This window comes from Qipengyuania sp. SM2512 (assembly GCF_054954005.1).
On sequence record NZ_CM143134.1, the window covers coordinates 2,885,504 to 2,906,293 of the forward strand.

General features: G+C 58.4%; 15 protein-coding genes. 8 read left to right on the plus strand and 7 right to left on the minus strand.

The features are described from left to right. Nucleotides 1–84 precede the first annotated feature (84 nt). The 3 genes from ACQ5J0_RS14275 to ACQ5J0_RS14285 all read left to right on the plus strand — a co-directional run bounded on the left by ACQ5J0_RS14275 (nt 85) and on the right by ACQ5J0_RS14285 (nt 4,710). Nucleotides 85–2,991: a TonB-dependent receptor plug domain-containing protein gene (locus tag ACQ5J0_RS14275; RefSeq protein WP_462568250.1), complete on the plus strand. Its 2,907-nt coding sequence runs from the start codon at nt 85–87 to the stop codon at nt 2,989–2,991. Between the two features lie 143 nt (nt 2,992–3,134). Next, on the plus strand, nt 3,135–3,803 hold the full coding sequence (locus ACQ5J0_RS14280; RefSeq protein ID WP_462568251.1) for a GntR family transcriptional regulator: 669 nt from the start codon (nt 3,135–3,137) through the stop codon (nt 3,801–3,803). Nucleotides 3,804–3,951: 148 nt separating this feature from the next. Then, a complete protein-coding gene (locus ACQ5J0_RS14285) occupies nt 3,952–4,710 on the plus strand; it encodes an amidase (protein WP_462568252.1) in 759 nt (252 codons plus the stop codon). On the opposite strand, the gene ACQ5J0_RS14290 is transcribed toward ACQ5J0_RS14285, so the two are convergent. Next, a protein-coding gene (locus ACQ5J0_RS14290) for an IS3 family transposase (protein ID WP_462567201.1) occupies nt 4,649–5,820 on the minus strand; the annotation gives its coding sequence in 2 pieces (ribosomal slippage) (nt 4,649–5,556 and nt 5,556–5,820; 1,173 coding nt in all). The two genes, ACQ5J0_RS14285 and ACQ5J0_RS14290, sit on opposite strands and share 62 nt — an antisense overlap. Nucleotides 5,821–5,922: 102 nt before the next feature. Between ACQ5J0_RS14290 and ACQ5J0_RS14295 the strand changes: the two genes are divergently transcribed. The 5 genes from ACQ5J0_RS14295 to ACQ5J0_RS14315 all read left to right on the plus strand — a co-directional run bounded on the left by ACQ5J0_RS14295 (nt 5,923) and on the right by ACQ5J0_RS14315 (nt 10,241). After that, nucleotides 5,923–6,714, plus strand: coding sequence for an amidase family protein (locus tag ACQ5J0_RS14295; RefSeq protein ID WP_462568253.1), 792 nt, complete (start codon nt 5,923–5,925; stop codon nt 6,712–6,714). Nucleotides 6,715–6,813: 99 nt separating this feature from the next. Next, nucleotides 6,814–7,176 (plus strand): cupin domain-containing protein, encoded by a 363-nt coding sequence (locus tag ACQ5J0_RS14300; RefSeq protein WP_462568254.1) that lies wholly within the window; start codon nt 6,814–6,816, stop codon nt 7,174–7,176. 190 nt (nt 7,177–7,366) lie between these two features. Next, nucleotides 7,367–7,663 carry a hypothetical protein gene (locus ACQ5J0_RS14305; RefSeq protein ID WP_462568255.1) on the plus strand — a complete coding sequence of 99 codons (297 nt, stop codon included), beginning with the start codon at nt 7,367–7,369 and terminating at the stop codon, nt 7,661–7,663. Nucleotides 7,664–8,495: 832 nt separating this feature from the next. Continuing rightward, the gene (gene hmpA, locus ACQ5J0_RS14310; RefSeq protein ID WP_462568256.1) at nt 8,496–9,710 is read left to right on the plus strand and encodes an NO-inducible flavohemoprotein; all 1,215 of its coding nucleotides are present in this window, start codon (nt 8,496–8,498) and stop codon (nt 9,708–9,710) included. Between the two features lie 210 nt (nt 9,711–9,920). Further along, a complete protein-coding gene (locus tag ACQ5J0_RS14315) occupies nt 9,921–10,241 on the plus strand; it encodes a DMT family transporter (protein WP_462568257.1) in 321 nt (106 codons plus the stop codon). 285 nt (nt 10,242–10,526) lie between these two features. Here ACQ5J0_RS14315 and ACQ5J0_RS14320 read toward each other — a convergent pair whose 3' ends face one another. The 6 genes from ACQ5J0_RS14320 to ACQ5J0_RS14345 form a co-directional block, all read right to left on the minus strand. After that, nucleotides 10,527–11,816: an O-acetylhomoserine aminocarboxypropyltransferase gene (locus ACQ5J0_RS14320; protein WP_462568258.1), complete on the minus strand. Its 1,290-nt coding sequence runs from the start codon at nt 11,814–11,816 to the stop codon at nt 10,527–10,529. 172 nt (nt 11,817–11,988) lie between these two features. Beyond that, nucleotides 11,989–13,677: a DUF885 domain-containing protein gene (locus ACQ5J0_RS14325; RefSeq protein WP_462568259.1), complete on the minus strand. Its 1,689-nt coding sequence runs from the start codon at nt 13,675–13,677 to the stop codon at nt 11,989–11,991. A 71-nt stretch (nt 13,678–13,748) separates the two neighbouring features. Beyond that, nucleotides 13,749–15,809 carry a prolyl oligopeptidase family serine peptidase gene (locus tag ACQ5J0_RS14330; protein ID WP_462568260.1) on the minus strand — a complete coding sequence of 687 codons (2,061 nt, stop codon included), beginning with the start codon at nt 15,807–15,809 and terminating at the stop codon, nt 13,749–13,751. Then, complete coding sequence (locus tag ACQ5J0_RS14335) at nt 15,806–18,118, minus strand: S9 family peptidase (RefSeq protein WP_462568261.1); 2,313 nt, start codon at nt 18,116–18,118, stop codon at nt 15,806–15,808. The genes ACQ5J0_RS14330 and ACQ5J0_RS14335 overlap by 4 nt, the downstream gene beginning before the upstream one ends. 217 nt (nt 18,119–18,335) lie before the next feature. Then, the gene (locus tag ACQ5J0_RS14340) at nt 18,336–19,760 is read right to left on the minus strand and encodes an aldehyde dehydrogenase family protein (protein ID WP_462568262.1); all 1,425 of its coding nucleotides are present in this window, start codon (nt 19,758–19,760) and stop codon (nt 18,336–18,338) included. Nucleotides 19,761–19,786: 26 nt separating this feature from the next. Further along, nucleotides 19,787–20,788: a 4-hydroxyproline epimerase gene (locus ACQ5J0_RS14345; RefSeq protein WP_462568263.1), complete on the minus strand. Its 1,002-nt coding sequence runs from the start codon at nt 20,786–20,788 to the stop codon at nt 19,787–19,789. Nucleotides 20,789–20,790 lie beyond the last annotated feature (2 nt).

The window sequence follows — 20,790 nt, forward strand, 5'->3', positions numbered from 1 at the left end:
GTATCCAATCCATGCTGGACATTCCTGTATATTGGATACATCATCCTGCCTCCAATCTCGGCTAACAGAGGGGAGGAACCCAGAATGAAACGAATTTCTACGCTATGCTCAAAGAGCTGGCTCCTTGCAGGGGCCGCCGGTCTCACGACAGTGCTCGCGACACCAGCCATTGCTCAGGACGCGGATGAGGACGAGGCGCAGACAGAGGCGGAGGCGGAAGACCTGATTGTCGTGACTGGCTCGCGCCTGCAGCGCAGCGGGCTCGACGCTCCGACGCCGACCGTCTCGGTGGGCGAGGAACTGATCGAAGCCAAAGGCATAACCAACATCGTTGATCTGCTGAACGAGCTGCCACAGATCTCTACCGGCTTCTCCAACGCCAATACGAGTTTTAGCTTCGGCAATATCGGCCTAAACCAGGTCGATCTTCGCAACCTTGGCGTCCGACGGACACTCACCCTGGTGAACGGTCGGCGCCGCGCGGGCACGCCAGACGACTCGAATTTCCTTGCCTTCGACCTTACGGGCATTCCGACGGCGCTGATCCAGCGAGTTGAGGTGCAGACTGGTGGCACATCCGCGGTGTACGGCGCAGATGCCGTCGCTGGCGTGGTGAACATCATCCTGAAAGAAGACTTTGAAGGTCTAGAAGCTTACGCGAACTACGGAGTAGCCGACGAGGGCGATTATACCACCCGCTCCTACGGCGCGACCTTTGGATCGAACTATGAGCGTGGCAACGCTGTTTTCCATATCAGCCGTTCGGAAAACAGCGAACTTCAGCGCCGCGATAGAGGCCTCGAAACTGCCTATGACTTCGTCAGCAATCCTGCCAACACTGGAGCAGACGATGGCATTCCTGCTCGCATCCCGTTACGCGATTTGCGCTTCGCCTACTTTGGCATCCCGACGATCACCACGTCTCTACCGTATGGCACGGACGGCGCTTATACCGATGTGATCTTCGACAGTGGGCTGAACGACTTCCGTCCGATCGAAGCGGGGCCACGCGGAGTCATCGACGGGAGCTATTCTCTAGGGGAAGGCGGGGACCAGGGTCGAGACACGCTCATCGCACCGACCGAGCGGACCAGCCTCTACGGTAAGGCCGATTACGACCTGACCGATAATGTGACGGTGTTCGCGGAGGCAATCTTCGCCGACATCAACGCGCGCGATCGTATCGGCTCCGTGTTCGATGTCTTCAGCACCTTCATTTCGGTCGACAATCCCTTCGTGCCCGAGGCCGTTCGCGAGACACTGCTGGCAAACGATCTCAATGGCTTCAGTTACACTCGTCAACATGATGAATTCGGCCGCCGCGGTACTGACATCAACCGCAAATACTACAGCCTGGCTGGAGGCTTTGAGGGCACCCTTGGTGACTCCTGGAACTGGTCGGCGGTCTACGAATACGGTAAGTCTCAAACGATCAACCGAAATCTGAATGATCGCCTCGACGAACGCTGGTTCGAAGCCTCGGATGCTATCCGAGATCCCGACACCGGACAGATCGTGTGCCGTAGTCTCGACGCGCGCGCTCGTGGTTGTGTGCCGGTCAATCCGTTTGGCGAAGGTACGATATCGCAAGGAGCGGTCGATTATATCGTAGCAGACCACACTACGACGACCGACACCAGTCAGACGCTTGTTCAAGGCCTTTTGTCCGGCGACCTGTTTGACCTGCCGGCGGGCGCCGTGAAAGTGTCTGCCGGACTCGAGTACCGCGAGGACAAGATCGACTTCCGGCCCTCCTACGTGTGGGAGAATGCGCTTGGTTTCTTCGCAAGCCAGTTCTCTCCGGTAAATGAGAGCAACGTGGTGAAGGAAGCCTTCGCCGAAGTGCTCATCCCCATCCTGAGCGACAAGCCATTCTTCGAGACGCTCGAGGTCGAAGGCGCCTACCGCATCTCGGACTACGAACGTGCCGGCGCCGTCAACTCATGGAAGATCGCTGGTCAATGGGCGCCGATTCGCGACGTCCGGTTCCGCGTCACCCGGGCTAAAGCTGTCCGAGCTCCCTCGCTTGGCGAGTTGTTCGATCCCGGCAGCCGGGGCGCAGCAGGCCTAGACGATCCATGCGATCCGCTCCTGCTCGAAAGCGGCACCGCTAACCGGCGCGCCAATTGCGCCGCGCTGGGGTTAGATCCGGTGGGCTTCAATCCAGACACCCGACGCATGACGACTCTCGTATTCACCACGGGTAATCCTGATCTGGAAGTCGAAACCGCCGACACCTTCACCGCAGGCGTGGTCGTAAGACCGAGCTTCGTGCCGGGCCTTGCCTTTTCAGCCGACTACTACAAAATCGAGCTTGAGGGCGGAATCGATCGGATCGGCGCGCAGCAGACTCTCAACAACTGTGTAGACCTCCCGAGCTTGAGCAATCAGTTCTGCGAATTTGTCGACCGCGGGGCAGACGGAAATATCGACGAGGTCCTGGACAGCTACATCAACGTGAGTGGCTTTGAGGTAGAGGGTGTCGATTTCGAGTTGAACTACAATACCCAGATTGCGGATATATTCGGTGGAGATGAGGATCTCGGCAGCTTCCGCATCCGAGCACTGGCTTCCTATCTTAAGGACAATATCTTCATCGATCAGGATCTTGTGTCGGGCGAAGAAACACCTTTCGATGACGCGGGCGAATCCGATAATCCGAAATTCAGGTTCACAGGTACCGCTACCTATAGCAATGGGCCTTGGCAGGTGAATTGGTCGAGCCGCTACATCGATGGGACAGTAACGAACAACGATCTCGAAAACCCACAAGAAGACGTTGGCGAATTCTATGACATCCCGTCGGTGTGGTATCATGACCTGTCGATGGCGGTAGACATCAACGAGACCTTCCGTCTCAACGGGGGGGTCCGCAATCTGTTCGACACAAGCCCTCGCGACCACCCGTTCACCCGGCGTGGAAGCTCGGCCTATGACGATCTCATCGGACGGTTCTTCTTCGTCGGAGCGACGATGAAGCTGGGGAGTTAAGCCTCTCTCTCCCCACCACCTCGAAGGGCGGTCTCACGGCCGCCCTTTTTTTGGATACGATGTCGATGGCTACGGGATGCCAGAGACTTGGCGTTTGAGCGTACATGTGTCTATTTGAACGCGAAATGAGGACCAAAGCATTCATGACTGCTCAGACCATCGAACCGATCGAGCGAAAGAGCATCGTAGAATCCATCGCGGATCGTCTACGTGCACGCATCATCGATAACGAACTTGCCGAGGGCGATACGCTTCGCCAGGAAGCCATAGCCGAAGCATATGCCGTCAGCCGCATGCCTGTGCGAGAAGCCCTTCGTCAGTTGGAGGCCGAGGGTCTTGTAGTCTTCCAGAGGAACAAGGGCGCGGTGGTCTCTCGCCTCAATGTAACGGAGGTCGAAGAGCTGTTCGATCTTAGGCGGCTTATTGAATGCGACCTGATCGAGAGAGCCGCGCCAAAAGCGACGCCTCGCGACATCGAGGAGTGCAAAAAACACCTGCACGAGAGCGAGGTTGCCTACGCGGAAGGCGACGTGAGGCGCTGGGGTGAGCTCAACTGGGACTTCCATGAAGCCCTCTATCGGCCGGCAAAGCGTGAGCGTTCGCTCAACCTTTCTCAGATGCTAAACCTCAACACGGATCGATACGTGCGAATTCAGCTGTCCCTGGAGCATTCAGCCCTTGGACGGGCGATGGAGGATCATCAGGGCCTTCTCGATGCCTACGAGAACGGAGACGGCAAACGCGCGGCAAAGCTCCTCGCGGCGCACCTCAACGGCGCCCGCGATGCGCTCGTGAAGGCTTTCAGAGCCTAGATTCCGTGCATCCAGCAAGAGTGCAAAATTGTATCCAATAGGCTGAAGATCACTTAGGAATCCTCCCTCCGCGAAGTGGAGAGGAAACGAGGTTCCATTGACTAAGATTCAGCTCCCCTATGTGCTTTTGGCGCCTACTCTCGGGGCCTTGGCACTGACTTCTACTCCAGCGACGGCTCACGAGGACTCCGACATCTCGGCGGTTTCGGAGGCCTTGGTCAGCGGTACGACATGTGAAACTATCACGCGTCGCTACCTCGATGAGTTGTCAAAGCTGGAATCATCTGCCGAACTGAACGCCATCTCCATGGTCAATCCTGACGCGCTGACACAAGCTCGGGCGATCGATCGCCGGTTCGCACAAGGTGATAATTCGCGCCCTCTGGAATGCGTGCCGATCGTCATCAAGGACAACATGGATGTGAAGGGGCTGCCAACCACCGCAGGTTCCGCGGCACTCGCTGACAATATAGCGAAACGCGATTCCATCGCCGTTGCCCGTCTGCGCGGTGCAGGAGCGATCATCCTCGCAAAGACGAACATGGCGGAATGGGCGTTCAGCCCGATGCGCACGATCAGCTCCACGCATGGCGAGACAGCGAACCCCTTCGATACCCGATACGTGCCCGCCGGCTCGTCCGGTGGTACGGCGTCGGCGGTGTCGGTGGGAATGGCTGTGGCAGGCCTCGGGTCCGACACAGGAAACTCCATTCGCGGTCCGGCTTCTCATACAGGGCTAGTCGGACTCCGTCCTAGCATTGGCACCGTGCCGATCGAGGGCATAGTGAGGTGGTCCCGCCTTCTTGGACAGGTTGGCGGCGAAGTTAAGCTAATCCCGGATGTGATTATGCCGCCAGTCTGGTCATCAGATCATGGGGGGCATGCCCCCCATGATCTGGTTCGCTGATCCGCCCGTAGGCCTCTGCCGGGGTTCGCCCGGCCAGACCCGAGTGCGGTCGCTGCGTGTTGTAATAGGTGATCCAGCGCCGAAGGCCAGCGCGTAGCTCCGAGCCGGTCTCGAAGGCGTGGAGATAGACGCATTCGTATTTCAGGGAACGCCAGAGGCGCTCGATGAAGACATTGTCCATCCACCGGCCCCGACCATCCATGCTGATCCGGACCTCAGCATCGCGCAACACGCTGGTGAACGCGAAGCTGGTAAACTGGCTGCCCTGATCGGTGTTGAAGATTTCAGGACGACCGAAGCGCGCCAGCGCTTCCTCCAGAGCCGCCACGCAGAAGCCGGCATCCATCGTGTTCGACAGCCGCCAGGCCAGCACCTTGCGGGTTGCCCAGTCCATCACCGCAACCAGATACAAGAAGCCCCGCCGCATCGGGATGTAGGTCACATCTGCGCACCAGACATGGTTGGGCCGGTCGATCGCCAGCTTGCGCAGCAGATAGGGATAGACACGGTGCTGAGGGTGCGGATCGCTCGTGCGCGGCCGCTGGTAAATCGGCGACAAGCCCATCTTCGCCATCAGCCGCCGCACACGGCGGCGACCGACCTCGTGGCCCTCCCGGCGCAGGTGCCGAACCATCTGGCGACTGCCATACCACGGCATGTCGAGGAACGCCGCGTCGATCACCCGCATCAGCGCCAGCGTCTCCTCGGTCTCCGGGACCGGCGCGTAGTAATAGGACGAGCGACTGATCGAGAGCAGGCGGCATTGTGCCGCGATCGACAGGCGGTGGTGAGCAGGTTCGATCATCGATCGCCTCCGTGCCACGCTCATCGACCGGAGGCTTTGGCTAAAAAATCCCGCTCCACGACCAGCTGGCCGATCTTCGCGTGCAGTTTCTCCACCTCGGCCTCGCTGGCCGCCTTGGCTGCTTCGCCTGCCCCGGAGAACGTGCTCCCCATTCCCTCGATGGCCTGGCGCTTCCAAGCCGCGATCATTGTGTGGTGGATGCCATGCTTCGCGGCCAGCTCCGCCAGCGTCAGGTCACCCCGGATTGCTTCCAGCGCCACCTTCGCCTTGAAATCCGCGCTGTAGCGCTTCCTCGTCTTCTTCATTTCCCGTCCATTCCTCAGGTCGGGATTAGCTTAGCACCCTGTCCGAAATTCCGGGACCACCTCATAGTGCCCCTTCTCGCCGAATATGACGCGGTCGGTCCGATGACGATTCTGGCCAAGGATGCCGCGGTCCTGATGGACGTGCTCGCCAACCCCGAAGGAGCTTGGTCGGACCAGCATCGGGAAGCGCTCGAGAAGCACACCCTTGGAGGACATACCTTCGCCATTGTCTCCGAACTCTCTTACGCGGCGGACCCTCCTGCTGAAGCAGAAGCCTTGTCGATCTTCCAAAGTGCAGTCGGTGTCCTGAAAGATGCCGGGGCGAATGTCATTGAAGTCAGTATCGCTCCAATCGAGAAGCAACTTCAGGCCGTAACTTCCTGCATGAGCTTCCGGCACGGGGTAAGAAAATATCTAGAAGGCCGTTCCGCCGATGTTGACGATCCATTGGATGCATTCGAAACCGGCAATTTCAGCCCCCAGGCCCGGGAGGCGTTCGCTTACTGGGTTTCGAAGGACAAAACAAATTGCCCCCGGTACGAGGAGGATAGCGGCCGTCGGGCAGTGGCGCATGAACTCGAGAGCCTCATGAAGAACACGGGCGCCGATGTGTTGATCTACCCCACTTGGACATTTCCCCCAGCCACGCGCGAGCGCGCGGTGGAAGAGTACAGGGGCGACAACTCTCAGGTGCTCGCTCCTGTCAGCGGTCTCCCTGCGATCTCGGTCCCAGCCGGTCGATTTGAATCCGGTCTGCCTGCAGGGCTGCAGCTTATGGGTCGAAGAGGTGACGAGGCGCTCCTCATCGCGCTGGCGCACGCTTTCCAGGAGCGCACCGGACATTTCCACCCTCCTCTCTACCGAGGCCTTCCCGCCATAGATCAACAGCCCTGAAGCAAGATCATTCAAGACAGAATTGGGGCGCAATACGGGGCGACATAGCCAAATGGGCACGCCTAAGATCGGCCACGCAATAACCTCAAAGGAATCCTGATGGCACTGCATCATCTGAAACCCACAGAAGTCGAGAACCTAACTCAGCTCGATGAAGGCGAGCCGCATCACAAGGCGCTGGTCAAAACAAGCCAGTTTGAGGCGATAAGCCTGTGTTTAGTTGCTGGAGAGAATATTCCCGAACATCATGTGTCAGGCTTTGCTACCATCTACTGTTTGCATGGTTCGGTCGAAATGATCCTTACTGACCACGCGGTGACGATCGCATCGGGTGATTGGCTCTATCTCGATCAGAAGCAACCGCACGGAATTCGAGCCGTCGAGGACGCAAAGCTGCTCCTGACAATAATGCTGGCGAATAGCTCTTCGCATGCATCAGCGTCCGTGAGCGGTTTGATGTGATGGAATGTCCGATCCCGACTTTCCGACGCAGGATTGCGTAAGGGTAATCTTTCGCTCCAGCTCGATAGCGGTCCTCCGGTTCACCCCTTAGGTATTTGATCCCAATTTCACGAAAAATGGCACCAGCTACACTCGGGATAGGATCACAAATGAGCTGCAAGCCTGCAGCGAGTGAATTGAAAGGGCGACCATGACCCACCGCAACACCCAGAGGAGCTCTGCCGCTGCGAAGTTCAGGCAGATGCTGAAGTGGATTGCACTTGCAGCTGTTATGATGGTGGTGGCCGCCCTCGCCTACATAGCCGCAATCACTGAGCTGACCTTGCACATGGCGGTAGCGACGACCGTGGGGGTCTTCGTATCCGTAACCCTTGGATCTGGTCTGTTTGCGCTTGCCTTCTTCAGCGACAAGAGCGGGCATGATCAAACTGTGTCCGATGCATCAAACGGCCGCAGACACACTAGAGAAGGCTCCGGTCCCAGCTAAGCGAAAAATCAGCCTATTTACAAACTCGATGCAGCAACTGGGACGCCCCATCCTTGTCATCCTGACACCGAACCTGTGCCCGCCGCCGCCAGCCTCGATCCTAAGCAAGCAGAGCTAGCGAGTTAGTGTTTCGCCGCTTCTGATAGAGGAACATTGGGGCTCATGCTTTGATAAAGAAGCGTGGAGAGCAGATAGTTGGGGCGCGAGAATATCCCTCTAATTTTTCGAGGGGGGGGGTGGGCCGGCCATTTCTCTCAAGTGGCAGCGCCTGGGCAGGAGTCAACGGAACTGGGGTAGTGAATTTCTACATTTCAGCGAGAAGGAGTATGCCATGTTCTGTCCTGAATGCGGCGAGCCGATGCCCCCCGGTCCCATGGATGTGCGCCAATGTGCGCCAAGGCCGCATAAGGTGATGCTACCGAGCACACTTTCCAAACTGCTGCATCGACTTGCGACTTTGATGCTTCCGAAGAGCTGAGTTATCTATCCCGCTCATTAGGCTATCGTGAAGGGCGGTTGCCGAGCAAAGCAATGTCCCGACATCTCTCCTCGAACACAGCCGGCCCCTGGCGGCCCAGTTGCCGCCCCCTACGTACCGGGCGCGATCCGAGCTTCGCCACTCATTGATATCCAAGCTCAGCATTCGGCATCCGCGTCCAACGATCGGTTCCACCGCTCCGGCACTTGCCCCTAAGGACATTCCCGTAGGGAGATCACCCAAATCCCTTCCAGACGAGACCTGTATAGAACAGGCCGCCAATCCAACAATCAGTTTGGAGCCCCAGACGATTTGGTCGGTAGCGGCTCACACTTGATACAAGGAGCAAATTTAGTGGCAGAAGTACTGGGTCAAAGAACGATCGAATTGGTCAAGGCAACCGTTCCAGCTCTCGAGGAGCATGGCTTGGTGATCGTTAGAGAGATGTATTCCCGACTATTCCAGAATGAAGAAATTCGTGATTTGTTTAACCAGTCACACCACGGCGGCGAGGAAGGTGCGCAGCCCCGCGCACTGACCGGCGCCATCATGGCCTACGCCAGCAACATCGACAATCTGAGCGCCCTCGCCCCTGCAGTCGAGCGGATTGCGCAAAAGCATGTCGGCCTACAGATCCTCCCAGAACATTATCCCTACGTCGGTGAGGCTCTGCTCGGTGCAATCAAGCAAGTACTTGGTGATGCGGCAACGGATGAAATTCTCGAAGCTTGGGGGGAGGCGTACGGGTTTCTGGCTAACATCCTCATCGCTCGCGAAGCGCGTGTGTATGAAGAATTGGAGCAAGCGGATGGCGGTTGGACTGGCTGGCGCAACTTCGAGGTGGCGGAAGTCATTCCTGAAAGCAGCGTGATCACCTCTTTCATTCTTCGCCCACAAGACCGCGGTGCTGTCATTCGTCACAAGCCAGGCCAGTATCTGACTTTCTGGCTGCAGATTTCCGGTCAACCTCCGGTCAAGCGCAACTATTCGATCTCAAATGCGCCGAACGGTGAGTTCTACCGAATATCCGTAAAACGAGAACCACAGGGTCTGGCCTCGAACTGGTTCCACGACAATGCGGAGCCAGGAACCCTTCTCAAAGTCGCACCTCCCGCAGGAGAGTTCTTTCTGGAGGGCGAACCCGAACGACCGATCGTCCTGCTCTCAGGAGGTGTAGGACTCACCCCTTTGTTGGCGATGCTGGAGACCCTCGCCGCGAAAGAGGTAAAGGTGCCGGTCGATTACATACACGGTACGCACAATCGGGACACTCATGCGATGCGCACTCACTCACACAAACTCGCATCGTCTGCGGCGAACTTCAGGGTCATCGACTTTCATCAGAGTCCGCTCGAAGGAGAAGTGGCCGGAGAGGACTATGATCACGCCGGCATCATCACCGCAGATTGGCTTGTTGCAAATACGCCGTTGGGCCAAGCGGATTACTACATCTGCGGTCCGCGTCCATTTCTCCGGGCAGCGGTGTCTGCCCTGTCACTTGCAGGGGTACCTTCGCATCACGTGCATTACGAATTCTTCGGCCCTGCCGATGAGCTCTTGGCAGCGTGAAGAGAGCAGGAGGCAAGCAAAGGACTGCTCCCTCTGTCCGTCCCAATGAAGATCGTCGATTTCCTCGGGTGCTTACGACGACAATGACGGGTGGGAAGTGGAAGTTGATTTGAAAGGAGCATAGCCTATGTAAACGCTGCGGAGACCACGTTCCCGTGCCGAGCTGGCGATCAAGACCGGGACGGCCCGGCGGCTTTCAAGGAGGCTGCTATGGCGTGGGTTGTACTTGTTTTTGCCGGGCTGTTCGAGATCGTCTGGGCCACTGCTATGAAGCAGTCGGAAGGCTTCACCAAACCCTTGCCCACGATCATTATGGCCTTCGCAATGCTGCTCAGTTTCGGACTGCTGGCCTGGTCGATGAGGGTGCTTCCACTCGGCACCGCTTATACCATCTGGACTGGCATCGGAGCACTAGGAGCGTTCATTATCGGCGTTGCCTATTTCGGCGAGGCCATGAACTTCATGCGGGTTACATCCGCCATTCTGATCGTTAGCGGGCTCATCTTAATGAAACTCTCTACTCCGACCTAGTCTTAGGACATACAACCTAAGGGTCACAATTGCGGCGGTCTTGAAACTCCCCCACCTGCCGCTGACCTTCGTAAGTTGGGGAACGCACTGGCAAGCAATGGCTGATTATACGAACTTGCCACAAACGAGGCGTCGAGGGCTGCTGGCGCGACAACGGATCCGCTCCACTGAACGTCCGCTGGTATTGCGGCGGCTGGAGTTCCCGAAATGCGCAGAGCCCAGATCACGGACGCCGCCCCCAAGAGTACAACGCTATGTCGCTCTGACGAAGTGTTTAAGGTCCGGTCATATCTGCTTCAAAGCGGATTCGAGATCGGCGATGATGTCATCTACATGCTCGATACCAACTGAAATCCTGACCACCTCGGGTCCGGCGCCCGCTGCCACCAACTCGTCCTCCGACAGCTGACTATGCGTAGTCGAGGCCGGATGGATTATCAGTGACCGGGTATCGCCGATGTTGGCCAAGTGGCTGAACATCTTTACGGTCGAAACCAGCTTCACGCCTGCCTCGTACCCTCCCTTCAGACCAAAGGTAAATACTGCACCCCCGCGTCCGCCGAGATATTGGTCGGCGAGAGCCTTGTAAGGGCTGTCGGCCAGCCCTGCATATGACACCCATTCCACCTGCTCCTGCACATCGAGCCACCGCGCAACAGCCATCGCGTTGTCGCAATGCCTCTCCATGCGTAAGGCCAGCGTCTCCATGCCGGTCAGTGCCAACCATGCGTTCTGCGGAGCCATCGCCGGTCCCAGGTCTCGCAGACCCAAGACCCTGCAGGCCACGATGAATGCGATAGGACCAACGGGCTCGAGAGCATCCACAAGTATGGCGCCGTGATAAGAAGCGTTGGGCTTGGTCAAGCTTGGATATTTATCACCTTGAGCTCGCCAGTCGAACCTTCCGGAGTCCACAATTACACCCCCGACGGCATTGCCGTGGCCATTGAGGAACTTCGTTGTCGAATGGGTTACAATGTCAGCGCCGTGCTCGAAAGGACGACACAGGGCCGGACTAGCCATGGTGTTGTCCACAATGAGCGGAACGCCTCCTTCATGGGCCACTTGCGCAATGGCCTCGATGTCAGTGACGACACCCCCCGGATTGGCGAGGCTCTCCACGAAGACGCAGCGCGTCTTCTCATCCATCGCCTCGCGAACGTTAGCGGGATCATCCACGTCGACGAACCGCGTCTCCCAGCCGAACTTACGAAAACTCTCTCCCATCTGGTTGAGTGACCCGCCATAGAGCCTGTTGGCTGCGACGATGTTGCACCCGGGTTCCATCAACGTGTGAAACGCCACAAGCTGTGCTGCGTGTCCACTTGCCAGGCCGAGAGCCCCCACGCCGCCCTCGAGCGCCGCTATCTTCTTCTCGAGCGCATCATTGGTCGGATTCGTGATCCGCGAATAGATGTTCCCGAACTGCCTAAGCGCGAACAGGTCTGCAGCATGCTCAGAACTGTCAAACACATAGCTCGCTGTTTGGTAGATTGGTGTGATGCGCGCTTTCGTCACCGGATCCGGAGCACAGCCCGCATGAACGGTGAGAGTCTCAAATCGTTGGTCGGCCATCGCTCATCTCCGGATCATGGTCCTCAAGCAGGGTCGCTTCGCCATCGACCCGACCAGGGACCTGGTAAAAATTTGGCCCAACTGAGGCTTGACGGCACGACGGTTCAACTAGCGCCTGCGTCGCCTCCTAGCAGGTTTTCTTCGCTCACGCCGTATCAGGCACGGGTCACGATCAGCCGGTTGGGGGTCGCATCACCTCTCGCTCGATCCAGAGGTCCATCTCGGAGCTCAGAACCGACAATGGTACCGAGCCCAACGAGAGGATCGCATCGTGGAATCTGCGTGGATCGAAGCGCTCGCCCAAACGCGCCTCCGCCTCTGTCCTGATCCTTCGAATCTCCAACTCGCCCAATTTGTAGGAGAGCGCTTGCCCAGGCCAAGAAATGTACCTGTCGATCTCGGTTTCGATCTCATGGCTCGACAGGCCCGTGCGAGCGGTGAGGTATCCGATCGCCTGCTCCCGGCTCCAGCCGTAGTGATGGATGCCTGTATCGATAACGAGCCGACAGGCACGCCACATCGCGTAACTCAGCCGTCCAAGATCGTCGTGGGGAGTATCGTACAAGCCCATCTCGACGCCGAGCCATTCGGAATAGAGGCCCCAGCCCTCGCTGTACCCCGAGAAATAGACCCTCTTGCGAAACTCTGGCCGGTCGTCCTGCTCCGCGGCGATCGCCGTTTGCAGACTATGGCCGGGCGAGCATTCATGCAGGGTGAGCGCGGTCAATGCATAGAGCGGGCGGGACGGAAGGTCATAGGTGTTCATCCAACAAGCCTCCCGTCCACCGCGGCCCGACGTATAGAAAGGCGCTATTTCGTCAGGAACAGGCCGAACAGTGAATCGCTGCCTCGGCAGCGTTGCTATGAGGTCACCGATGCGACCGTCGACGCGCTTTGCGATCCATGCCGTCCGCATCAGCAGGTCCTCAGGGGAGTCGGCAACGAAGCGCGGGTCGCCCCTCAATTTTGCGAAGATCTCCTCGACGGTTCCTTCGATACCAGCGGCCGTCGCCCGATCCCGGATTTCCTCCTCCAGCAAAGCCACTTCGCGCAAGCCAATGGCGTGCACCTCCTCAGGAGAGATATCGAGGGTCGTGTAGAGCTTGACCTGGTCCCGGTAGAACTCGGGCCCATTGGGCATGCTGCGGGCAGAAACGTCGGGCCGTGCTCTCGGCAGGTATTCGTCTTGAAAGAACTTCAGCAGCTTCGAGTAGGCTGGTATGACTTGATCCTGCAGGACCTTCCGAGCCTCGGCGCGCAGGGCCTCCGCTTCGTGTGGCTGAATGCCGTCCGGGATGCTCAAGAAGGGCTGGAAGTAGGGGTTAGATTCTACATCCTCACCAAGGTAGGCCTCAATAGACTTATCACGCCCTGTGAGTGTGATTCGGGGGACGCTAAAGCCCCGATCGAGGCCGGCGTCCATGTTCGCCATCTGCTGATCGAAATAGCGAGGCAGTTGTCGTAGCTGCTCTAGGTATGCCGTGTATTGCTCGGGCCGCTTCCAGCCACCTCCATCGCTAAGCGAAGACCAGAAGGAGGTGTCGCTGTTGAAAGGCATCTCCCAACTGCGTGCTCGAGCCTCGATAAGAAAGCCCTCCAGCACATTGCGGAAGACTGCGGCATCTACTCGTGCTCGGTCGGAAAGCTGTGTCTCATCGATTGCGTCGAGCCGCTTTAAGATATCCGCCCAAACATCACCTCGTCGCAAATGTGCAGCCGCATCGACCTGCGGCATGTAGTCGGCGGGACCTTTGCCATCTTCGCTGATGCCGAACTCGGCACGTCGAAACGACCATTCCTCCGCAAATAAGGTATAGAGCTCGTCTTCTTCCGGAGCGACATCCTCCGTCGTTGTCACCATGGGACTCGCAACTAGGGCTTCATATGGCAGTCCCGCGCACAACAATGCTGCCGCTATCAGGGCACGTGCTCTCATTGCCCGCGTCCTTTCCAACCCGCGGCTCGGAACCGGGACAAGAGAAACGCGAATTCCTCTGCCCTATGGCGGATGCCGTCCTCCCGGCTGCCCCCATAGTGTCCCGCACCAAAATCGGTTCGCAGAAGAAGGGGATCGTCGTCATCATCGGCTTGCCTCAGGGCCTCCAACATCCGACGCGAATGTGCCGGATCGACCCGGGGATCATTCGAGCCCACGGTCATCAAAACCGCAGGGTAATCAACCGCCGGCCGCACGTGCTGCAAAGGAGAATAAGCAAGTAAGGCCGCTCGTTCGTGGCGAGCACTCAGATCACCGTATTCCGCCACATTGAAGGCACCGTTGACCCCGAATTCGTACCTGGTCATGTCATAGAGCCCGACGCGTGCCAGAACCGCACGCGCCAAGTGAGGGGCCTGGGTCAGGGTCACACCCATCAGCAGGCCGCCGTTGCTCGCGCCCTCGATCGCGGTCCACTCCGGCTTGCTAACGCCCTGCTCGTGCAAATGCGAAAGCACCGCCTGAAAATCGTCGTAGGCCTTCTGGCGCCCCGTCCCCATGACCTGTTGACGCCAGTTCTCCCCGAACTCACTCCCGCCTCTAATATTCGTATCCACGAATATCACGCCTTGTTCCAGAAGGGCTCGAAGCCCCGGATCATAGGCGGGGGTTCGGCTGATGCCGAACCCCCCATATCCATATACCAGTGCTGGAGCCGGGTAGGAGATGTCCCGATGCTTGAGCATGGTAAAAGGTATGTTCGTGCCGTCTTTCGAGGTCGCCGCACCGCGGACCACTTCGATATCTCCGTCCTTCGGAGCAGTCGTCGACCCAACGTCGAGGTCCGCTCCGAGCTCAATCCACGTCGCCGCAGAAAGGTAATCCTCAACCCTTACCCTGACAGTGTCACCCGTGCGAAACAAAGAACGAACTGACGTTGGCCGACCGAACGTCTGGAGGCTCAGACGATCACCTTTGATGTCATAGGAAGCCAAGCCCATCGGGCCGCCCATCTGATACATCACGTACAATCGGTCCCCGCTCCAAGCAGCAGTCGGTGTGCCGTGCGAATAGAAAGAAGCCGACAAGGCTGCGCCATTTAACGGCCCGATGAAGGGCTGGGCGTCGGCGATCGAATTTTCGGACCATGGCAGTCGCAGGATCTCACCGAGGCTATGTCGCGCCTTCGAAATGACGAACAGATCACCATCAGGGCCGAAGAAAGGCTGCACTAGCCCGTCATCGAATCCCGCCACTTGCTGCCAGTCGCCGAGCGAGCGTCGGAGATGCAGCGAGAACCGGCCGCTATCCCCGTCCTGCACCCATGCGGCGACGCGGGCCGCCGACGGGTCCGACACGATCCGGATCTCGGCCAGCCGCCCCGACGGCGGCTCAAACTCGAGCCTATCATCCTCGGCCCGATCTCCCAGCGCGTGATAGAAGATTCGCTGGCCGGACGCACCTTCAGCTTCGTCGGAGGTCTGCGGATAGCGAGTATAGAAGAAGCCGGACGAATCCTCGTTCCACGCGAGATCACCACCGGCCGTGGCGTTGTTCACGTTGTAGATCGTCTCTTTCGCAATCCGCCCGGTGGCCGTTTCCACCACGAAGAGAGTGCCACGCTCCGTGCCATCTGGCGACGCTGAGACCGCCACGAGGCGCCCATCGCGCGAAGGCACGAACCAGTCTATAGTCCAACGCCCTTCCCGTTCGAGATTGTCAGGATCGAAAACCAACCTACCAGATGGGCCCTCCAGGATGACTGTTCCCGCGTACTCCGGACCGGATGACAGGGAAAATGAACTCTTCGCAGTTACGACACGATAGAGTTCGGTCGTCTCGCCCTTGCTCTGCGTCAGATCCTCGATCCGCTTCGCAAGTTCGGCGACAGAGGGCAGAGATGCCACTTCGGCAGCGTATTCAGCGTTGCGCGCCTCGATCCATTGCTGAACGCTCGGATCGCCGGCTTCGGACAACCAATCATGATCGCCGGAAGCCACCGAGGCACACCCCATGACCATGAGCGCGGCTCCCGATGCCAGCACTCCGCGCTTCACTGCTCGAACTCCCGCATCTGGTAGGCCTCTGGCGGAGTTAGACCGAGGAGCTTCTCAGTGAAGTAATCGTAGCGACGCCGATGGAAGTACGGAGAGTCGTCAAGAAAGTGGTCAGCGTTCGGGACAACTAAGAATTCAAAATCCTTATTGGCGTCGATCAGGGCGTCTACGAGCCGTAGAGTCGCTGCCATTGGAACATTCTCGTCAAGCTCACCATGCGCAAGGAAAAGGTCACCCTGGAGCTCCTTTGCCCACGTGACGTTCGAGTTCTCATCGTAGAGTGGCCCCAGCTCCACTCCCATCCACTGCTCGTTCCAAGTCGCCTTATCGAGACGGTTGTCGTGGTTGCCGGATGCTGAAACCCCAACGTCGTAAAATTCCGGACGACGCGTCATCGCCCGCACCACGTCATAGCCACCGGCCGAGAAGCCGTAGATTCCCACACGATCGGCATCGATCCAAGAGTAGCGCTCGGCCAAGGAACGAATACCGGCGATATGGTCATCAAGACCAACTAGATGCAGATTCTTGTAAGCGGGTTGCTGGAATGCCCGAGAGCGGCCCCATGTTCCTCGCCCATCAATCGTGACCCCGATCGCACCGAGCTGCGATAGCGACATGATGTTGCGATAAAAGAGCGCGGCTTCGAACGATTTGGGTGTCTGCACATAGTGCGGCCCGGTGTACACATCCTCAATCACGGGATAGCGACGATCGGGATCGAAGTCGGCGGGCTTGAAGATCGCGCCGTAGATCCTGGTTTTTCCATCAGCGGCCAGGGCTTCGAATGGCTCGGGCAGCCTGTATCCAGCCGAAAGCAGGCGTGACGCGTCCGCCTTCTGCAGATCCATGACAATGCGCCCGCTCTTCGTATCGCGGACAACGGAGTGGGTGGGCGTGTCGATGCGCGACATGTTGTCTACGAAGAAGCGCCCGTCGGGCGACACCGACACGTCGTGATCGAGCGGTTCGGGAGTAAGATCCTTCAAGCCTTTTCCGCTGAGCGGCACCGAATACAAGCTACGGTAGTAAGGGTCCCTGTCAGCCTCCCGGCCCGACCCCACCACGAAGGCGATGTCCCCATCGCTACTGGTGCCTGCCACCGAACGGGCACGCCAGGCACCGCTGGTTATCTGCTTCCCTTTTCCGGTCTTTCCATCCGCAGTGTAGATATGAGCATATCCTGTGGGATCGGCGGTCCAGAAGTGGCGATCATGGTCCTCGTCATAGGTCCAGTCATGACCGTAGTAATCCACATAGGTGTCGGACTGATCCTGCCGAAGAACGGTCACTTTGCCAGTCCGAGCGTCAATCCGCTCAAGCGTCAGCGTCTTGTACCCTCGTCCGGGAGCAAGACTGAATACGGCGGAACCATCCTCGCTCCACTCATAATTCGGTCCTCCATAATAGAGGATCTGCTGAGGATCGCTCTTCGAGGTCACGATGCCCCCTGATTGCACATCAATGATCACGTCAGTAGCGAGCGGCACATCCTGATCGCCGGTGAAACTGTAGTAATAGTCATAGACCTTCGGAGGCGCGCCCTCGGGTGGCGTTGACTGGACGATCGCCAGCCGACGCGCCCCCGTTAGATCTAGCCGATACGTCGCGATCCGATCGCTGCCCGGCGACCACTCAAGGTCAGGATCAAGCTCAGGCTCGTTGCTGCCCTTACTGATCTTTTGCTTCACGTTGATAACGGGACGTCCATAAGGGCGAAGTGCCGTTCCGTCCGTGGTCAGCTGCCGCTCGCTACCGGTGTCCAACTCGCGGAGCCACACATTGTTGTCCCTTGCGAAGGCGCGGATCTTGCCGTCGGGAGAAAGAACCCCCCTCTCCTCGTCAGGCAGGCGGGAAAGTTCGCCGGTGGACAGGTGGAGTGAGAATCTACCCTCGCCCGAACGGAATTCGAGAGCACGCTCATCTTTCGATAGATCAGCGCCACGGAGACGGAAATCTTTTGCGGAGACCGCCTTCCCAAGCAGTGACGAGAGCTGTGCGCGTACGGCCTCGTGATCGAACAAGTCCGACCGCCTTGCTACGCCTGGATCGACCAGCACATAGCGGTACCCTTCAGGTGTATTCCGCTCATACCAGAAGCGACTGGAATCTTCGAACCATTGCGGACGAACTGACACATCGAACACCAACTCGTCGATATGAGCCGGTAGAACTGCTTCTGCACGGGCGTAAGTAGCATCGGTCGGTTTGACGGCAGGCGGCGCCTCCGTTGCAGCCAAACTCTGCGCGAAAGCCGCAGTAGGTGCCGCACTCACACTGAGGGCGCCAATCGCTGCCGCGGTCATCATCCAAGCACGCATCCATCCATCCCCTAATATTATTGGATTCTGGATACAAAGTGACTTCAGGATGGTCGTGAGTCAAGCGCCACGAATGCCGACAGTGTTCAGGACGGGAACACTGCCGCAGAACGAGTTTGCTCCCGGAAAGCCGAGACAGGGATAGCGGTACTTTCCGGGAGCGGCCGGCAGGCGGTGGGTTGGGAGAGGGTGCCTGCCGACGAACTTATGCGGACTGGTAAGAGGTTTTCACGATTGTATAAAAATCGCGAGCATAGGAACCCTGCTCACGAGGACCGTAGCTGGACGCCTTCGTGCCGCCGAAGGGCACGTGGTAATCGACGCCGGCCGTGGGCAGATTTACCATCGTCATCCCTGCCTTCGCGCGTCGTTTAAATTCCTCGGCGGATTTAAGCGACGTCGTACAGATGCCCGCAGTCAATCCGAATTCGGTGGCGTTGCAAATGGCTAACGCCTCTTCGAAATCCTCAGCGACCATTATGCTGGCGACCGGACCAAAGATCTCCTCCTTGTTCATCGTCATGTCGGGCGTGGTTCGGTCGAAAAGGGTCGGGCGCACGAAGTACCCTTTGTCGGGATCGCCGACAGGATCGCCGCCCGCTATGCACTTGGCACCTTCTCTCTTGCCAAGCTCGATGTGATGGATGGTCTTGTCGAACTGCGCTCGACTGGCGAGCGGTCCGATCTGGGTGTCCTGATGGCGAGCATCCCCGACGCGAAGAGCCTCTACCGCAGAGGCCAAGGCTTCGGAGAAGCGCTCGTGGATGCCCTTCGTTACGATCAAGCGGGACGATGCCGTGCATCTTTGGCCAGTCGAGAAGAAAGCGCCCTGCAATGCGCAATTGACCGCAATATCGAGGTCAGCGTCGTCAAGGACCACCAGAGGGTTCTTTCCACCCATCTCGAGCTGGACCCTAGCGCCTGCAGCACCCGCGGCAGCCCTAACCTGCGCTCCGACACCCACCGATCCGGTAAAGCTTACAGCGTCGGAATCGTTACATAGTTCGGGTCCAAGAACAGAACCCTTGCCCATTACCAGATTGAACACTCCATCCGGAATGCCGCACTCTTTGAGAATTTCAGCAAGAGCATGGGCACAACCCGGAGCATCTTCTGCCGGCTTGAGGACCACACAATTACCATACGCCAGCGCGGGGGCGACTTTCCAGGCTGGGATCGCAATCGGGAAGTTCCAGGGGGTGATGAGCGATACAACTCCCAGAGGCTCCCTGGTCACCTCGACCTTCACGCCGGGTCTTACAGAGGCGAGGATCTCCCCGCCGACGCGAAGGGCCTCTCCAGCGAAGAACTTGAAGATCGCGCCAGCCCTTGCCGCCTCTCCGATGCCCTCAGGAAGGGTCTTGCCCTCTTCGCGCGCCAAAAGGTCTCCAAGCTCGGCCTTTCGCTCCAATATGCGCGTGCCGACCGCATCAAGGATGTCGAAGCGCTGCTGCGGGTTCGAAAACTGCCACTCGCGGAACGCCGTACGGGCCGCTTGAAGAGCATCCTGAACATCCCTGGCAGTACCCTGCGCATAGGTCCCGATAAGGTCAGAAGTGTCCGAGGGATTGCGGTTCTCGGTGGCCTTCTCGCTCTCGCGCCATTGGCCGTCGATCAAGTTGCCGTACATTACTTTACCTCAATTCTTGTGTGAATTTACACGACCTGGAAGCCGTGAGCGAACGGATCCTCGTCGTCGACGAAGATCGTATTGAATCCGTGCATGCGAGCCCAGCCGCGAATGCTTGGATTGATGCCCTCAACATCGCCGAGAGTAGCCACACCCTCGTGCCGCCCCTCGAAGAGACTTCCGATGATGCTTTCATGGATAAATTCATCGCCCGGCCGGAGGTCGCCGCGGGCCGCCAACTGCGCCATGCGAGCGCTTGTGCCCGTTCCGCATGGCGAGCGGTCGAGCGCCTTGTCGCCATAGAATACCGCGTTTCGAGCATGGGCCCGCGGATCGCGAGGCTTGCCCGTCCATTGAACGTGGCTGACCCCATTCACCGTCGGATCAAGCGGATGGATGCATTCGACCGCGTCGTTCATCAATTCGCGTATGATTGGCGAGAGCCGAAGAAGATCGCCGACTTGCATGTGCTCCAGGCCGGGATAGTTCGGTTGAGGCTCAAGGATTGCGTAAAAATTTCCGCCGTATGCGACATCAAGCCTGAGCTCGCCCAGTTCGGGGCACTGGATTGCGACCTCACTGTGCGCGAGGTAACTCGGCACATTGTAAATCCTGACGCCACTCACCTTGTCGCCATCCTGGTCGTATTCGGCGACTACGCGACCGGCTGGTGTATCGAGCAGAAGCCGCCCGGGGGTGGCGGGTGTGACCAGACCGAACTCAACAGCCATCGTGACCGTACCGATAGTGCCGTGACCACACATGGGCAGACACCCGCTCGTTTCGACAAACAGAATCGAGATGTCGCCGTCCTGCGTTGTCGGAGGATAGAGCATTGAGCCTGACATCATGTCATGACCTCGAGGCTCGAACATCAACGCAGTCCGGATCCAGTCGTGATGCGCTAGAAAATCTTGGCGCTTCGCGCTCATCGTTTCCCCGTGCAACAGCGGGGCCCCGCCCGAGATCAGTCGGACGGGGTTTCCGCATGTGTGCCCGTCTATGCAGGAAAAGACGTGACGGGCCATTG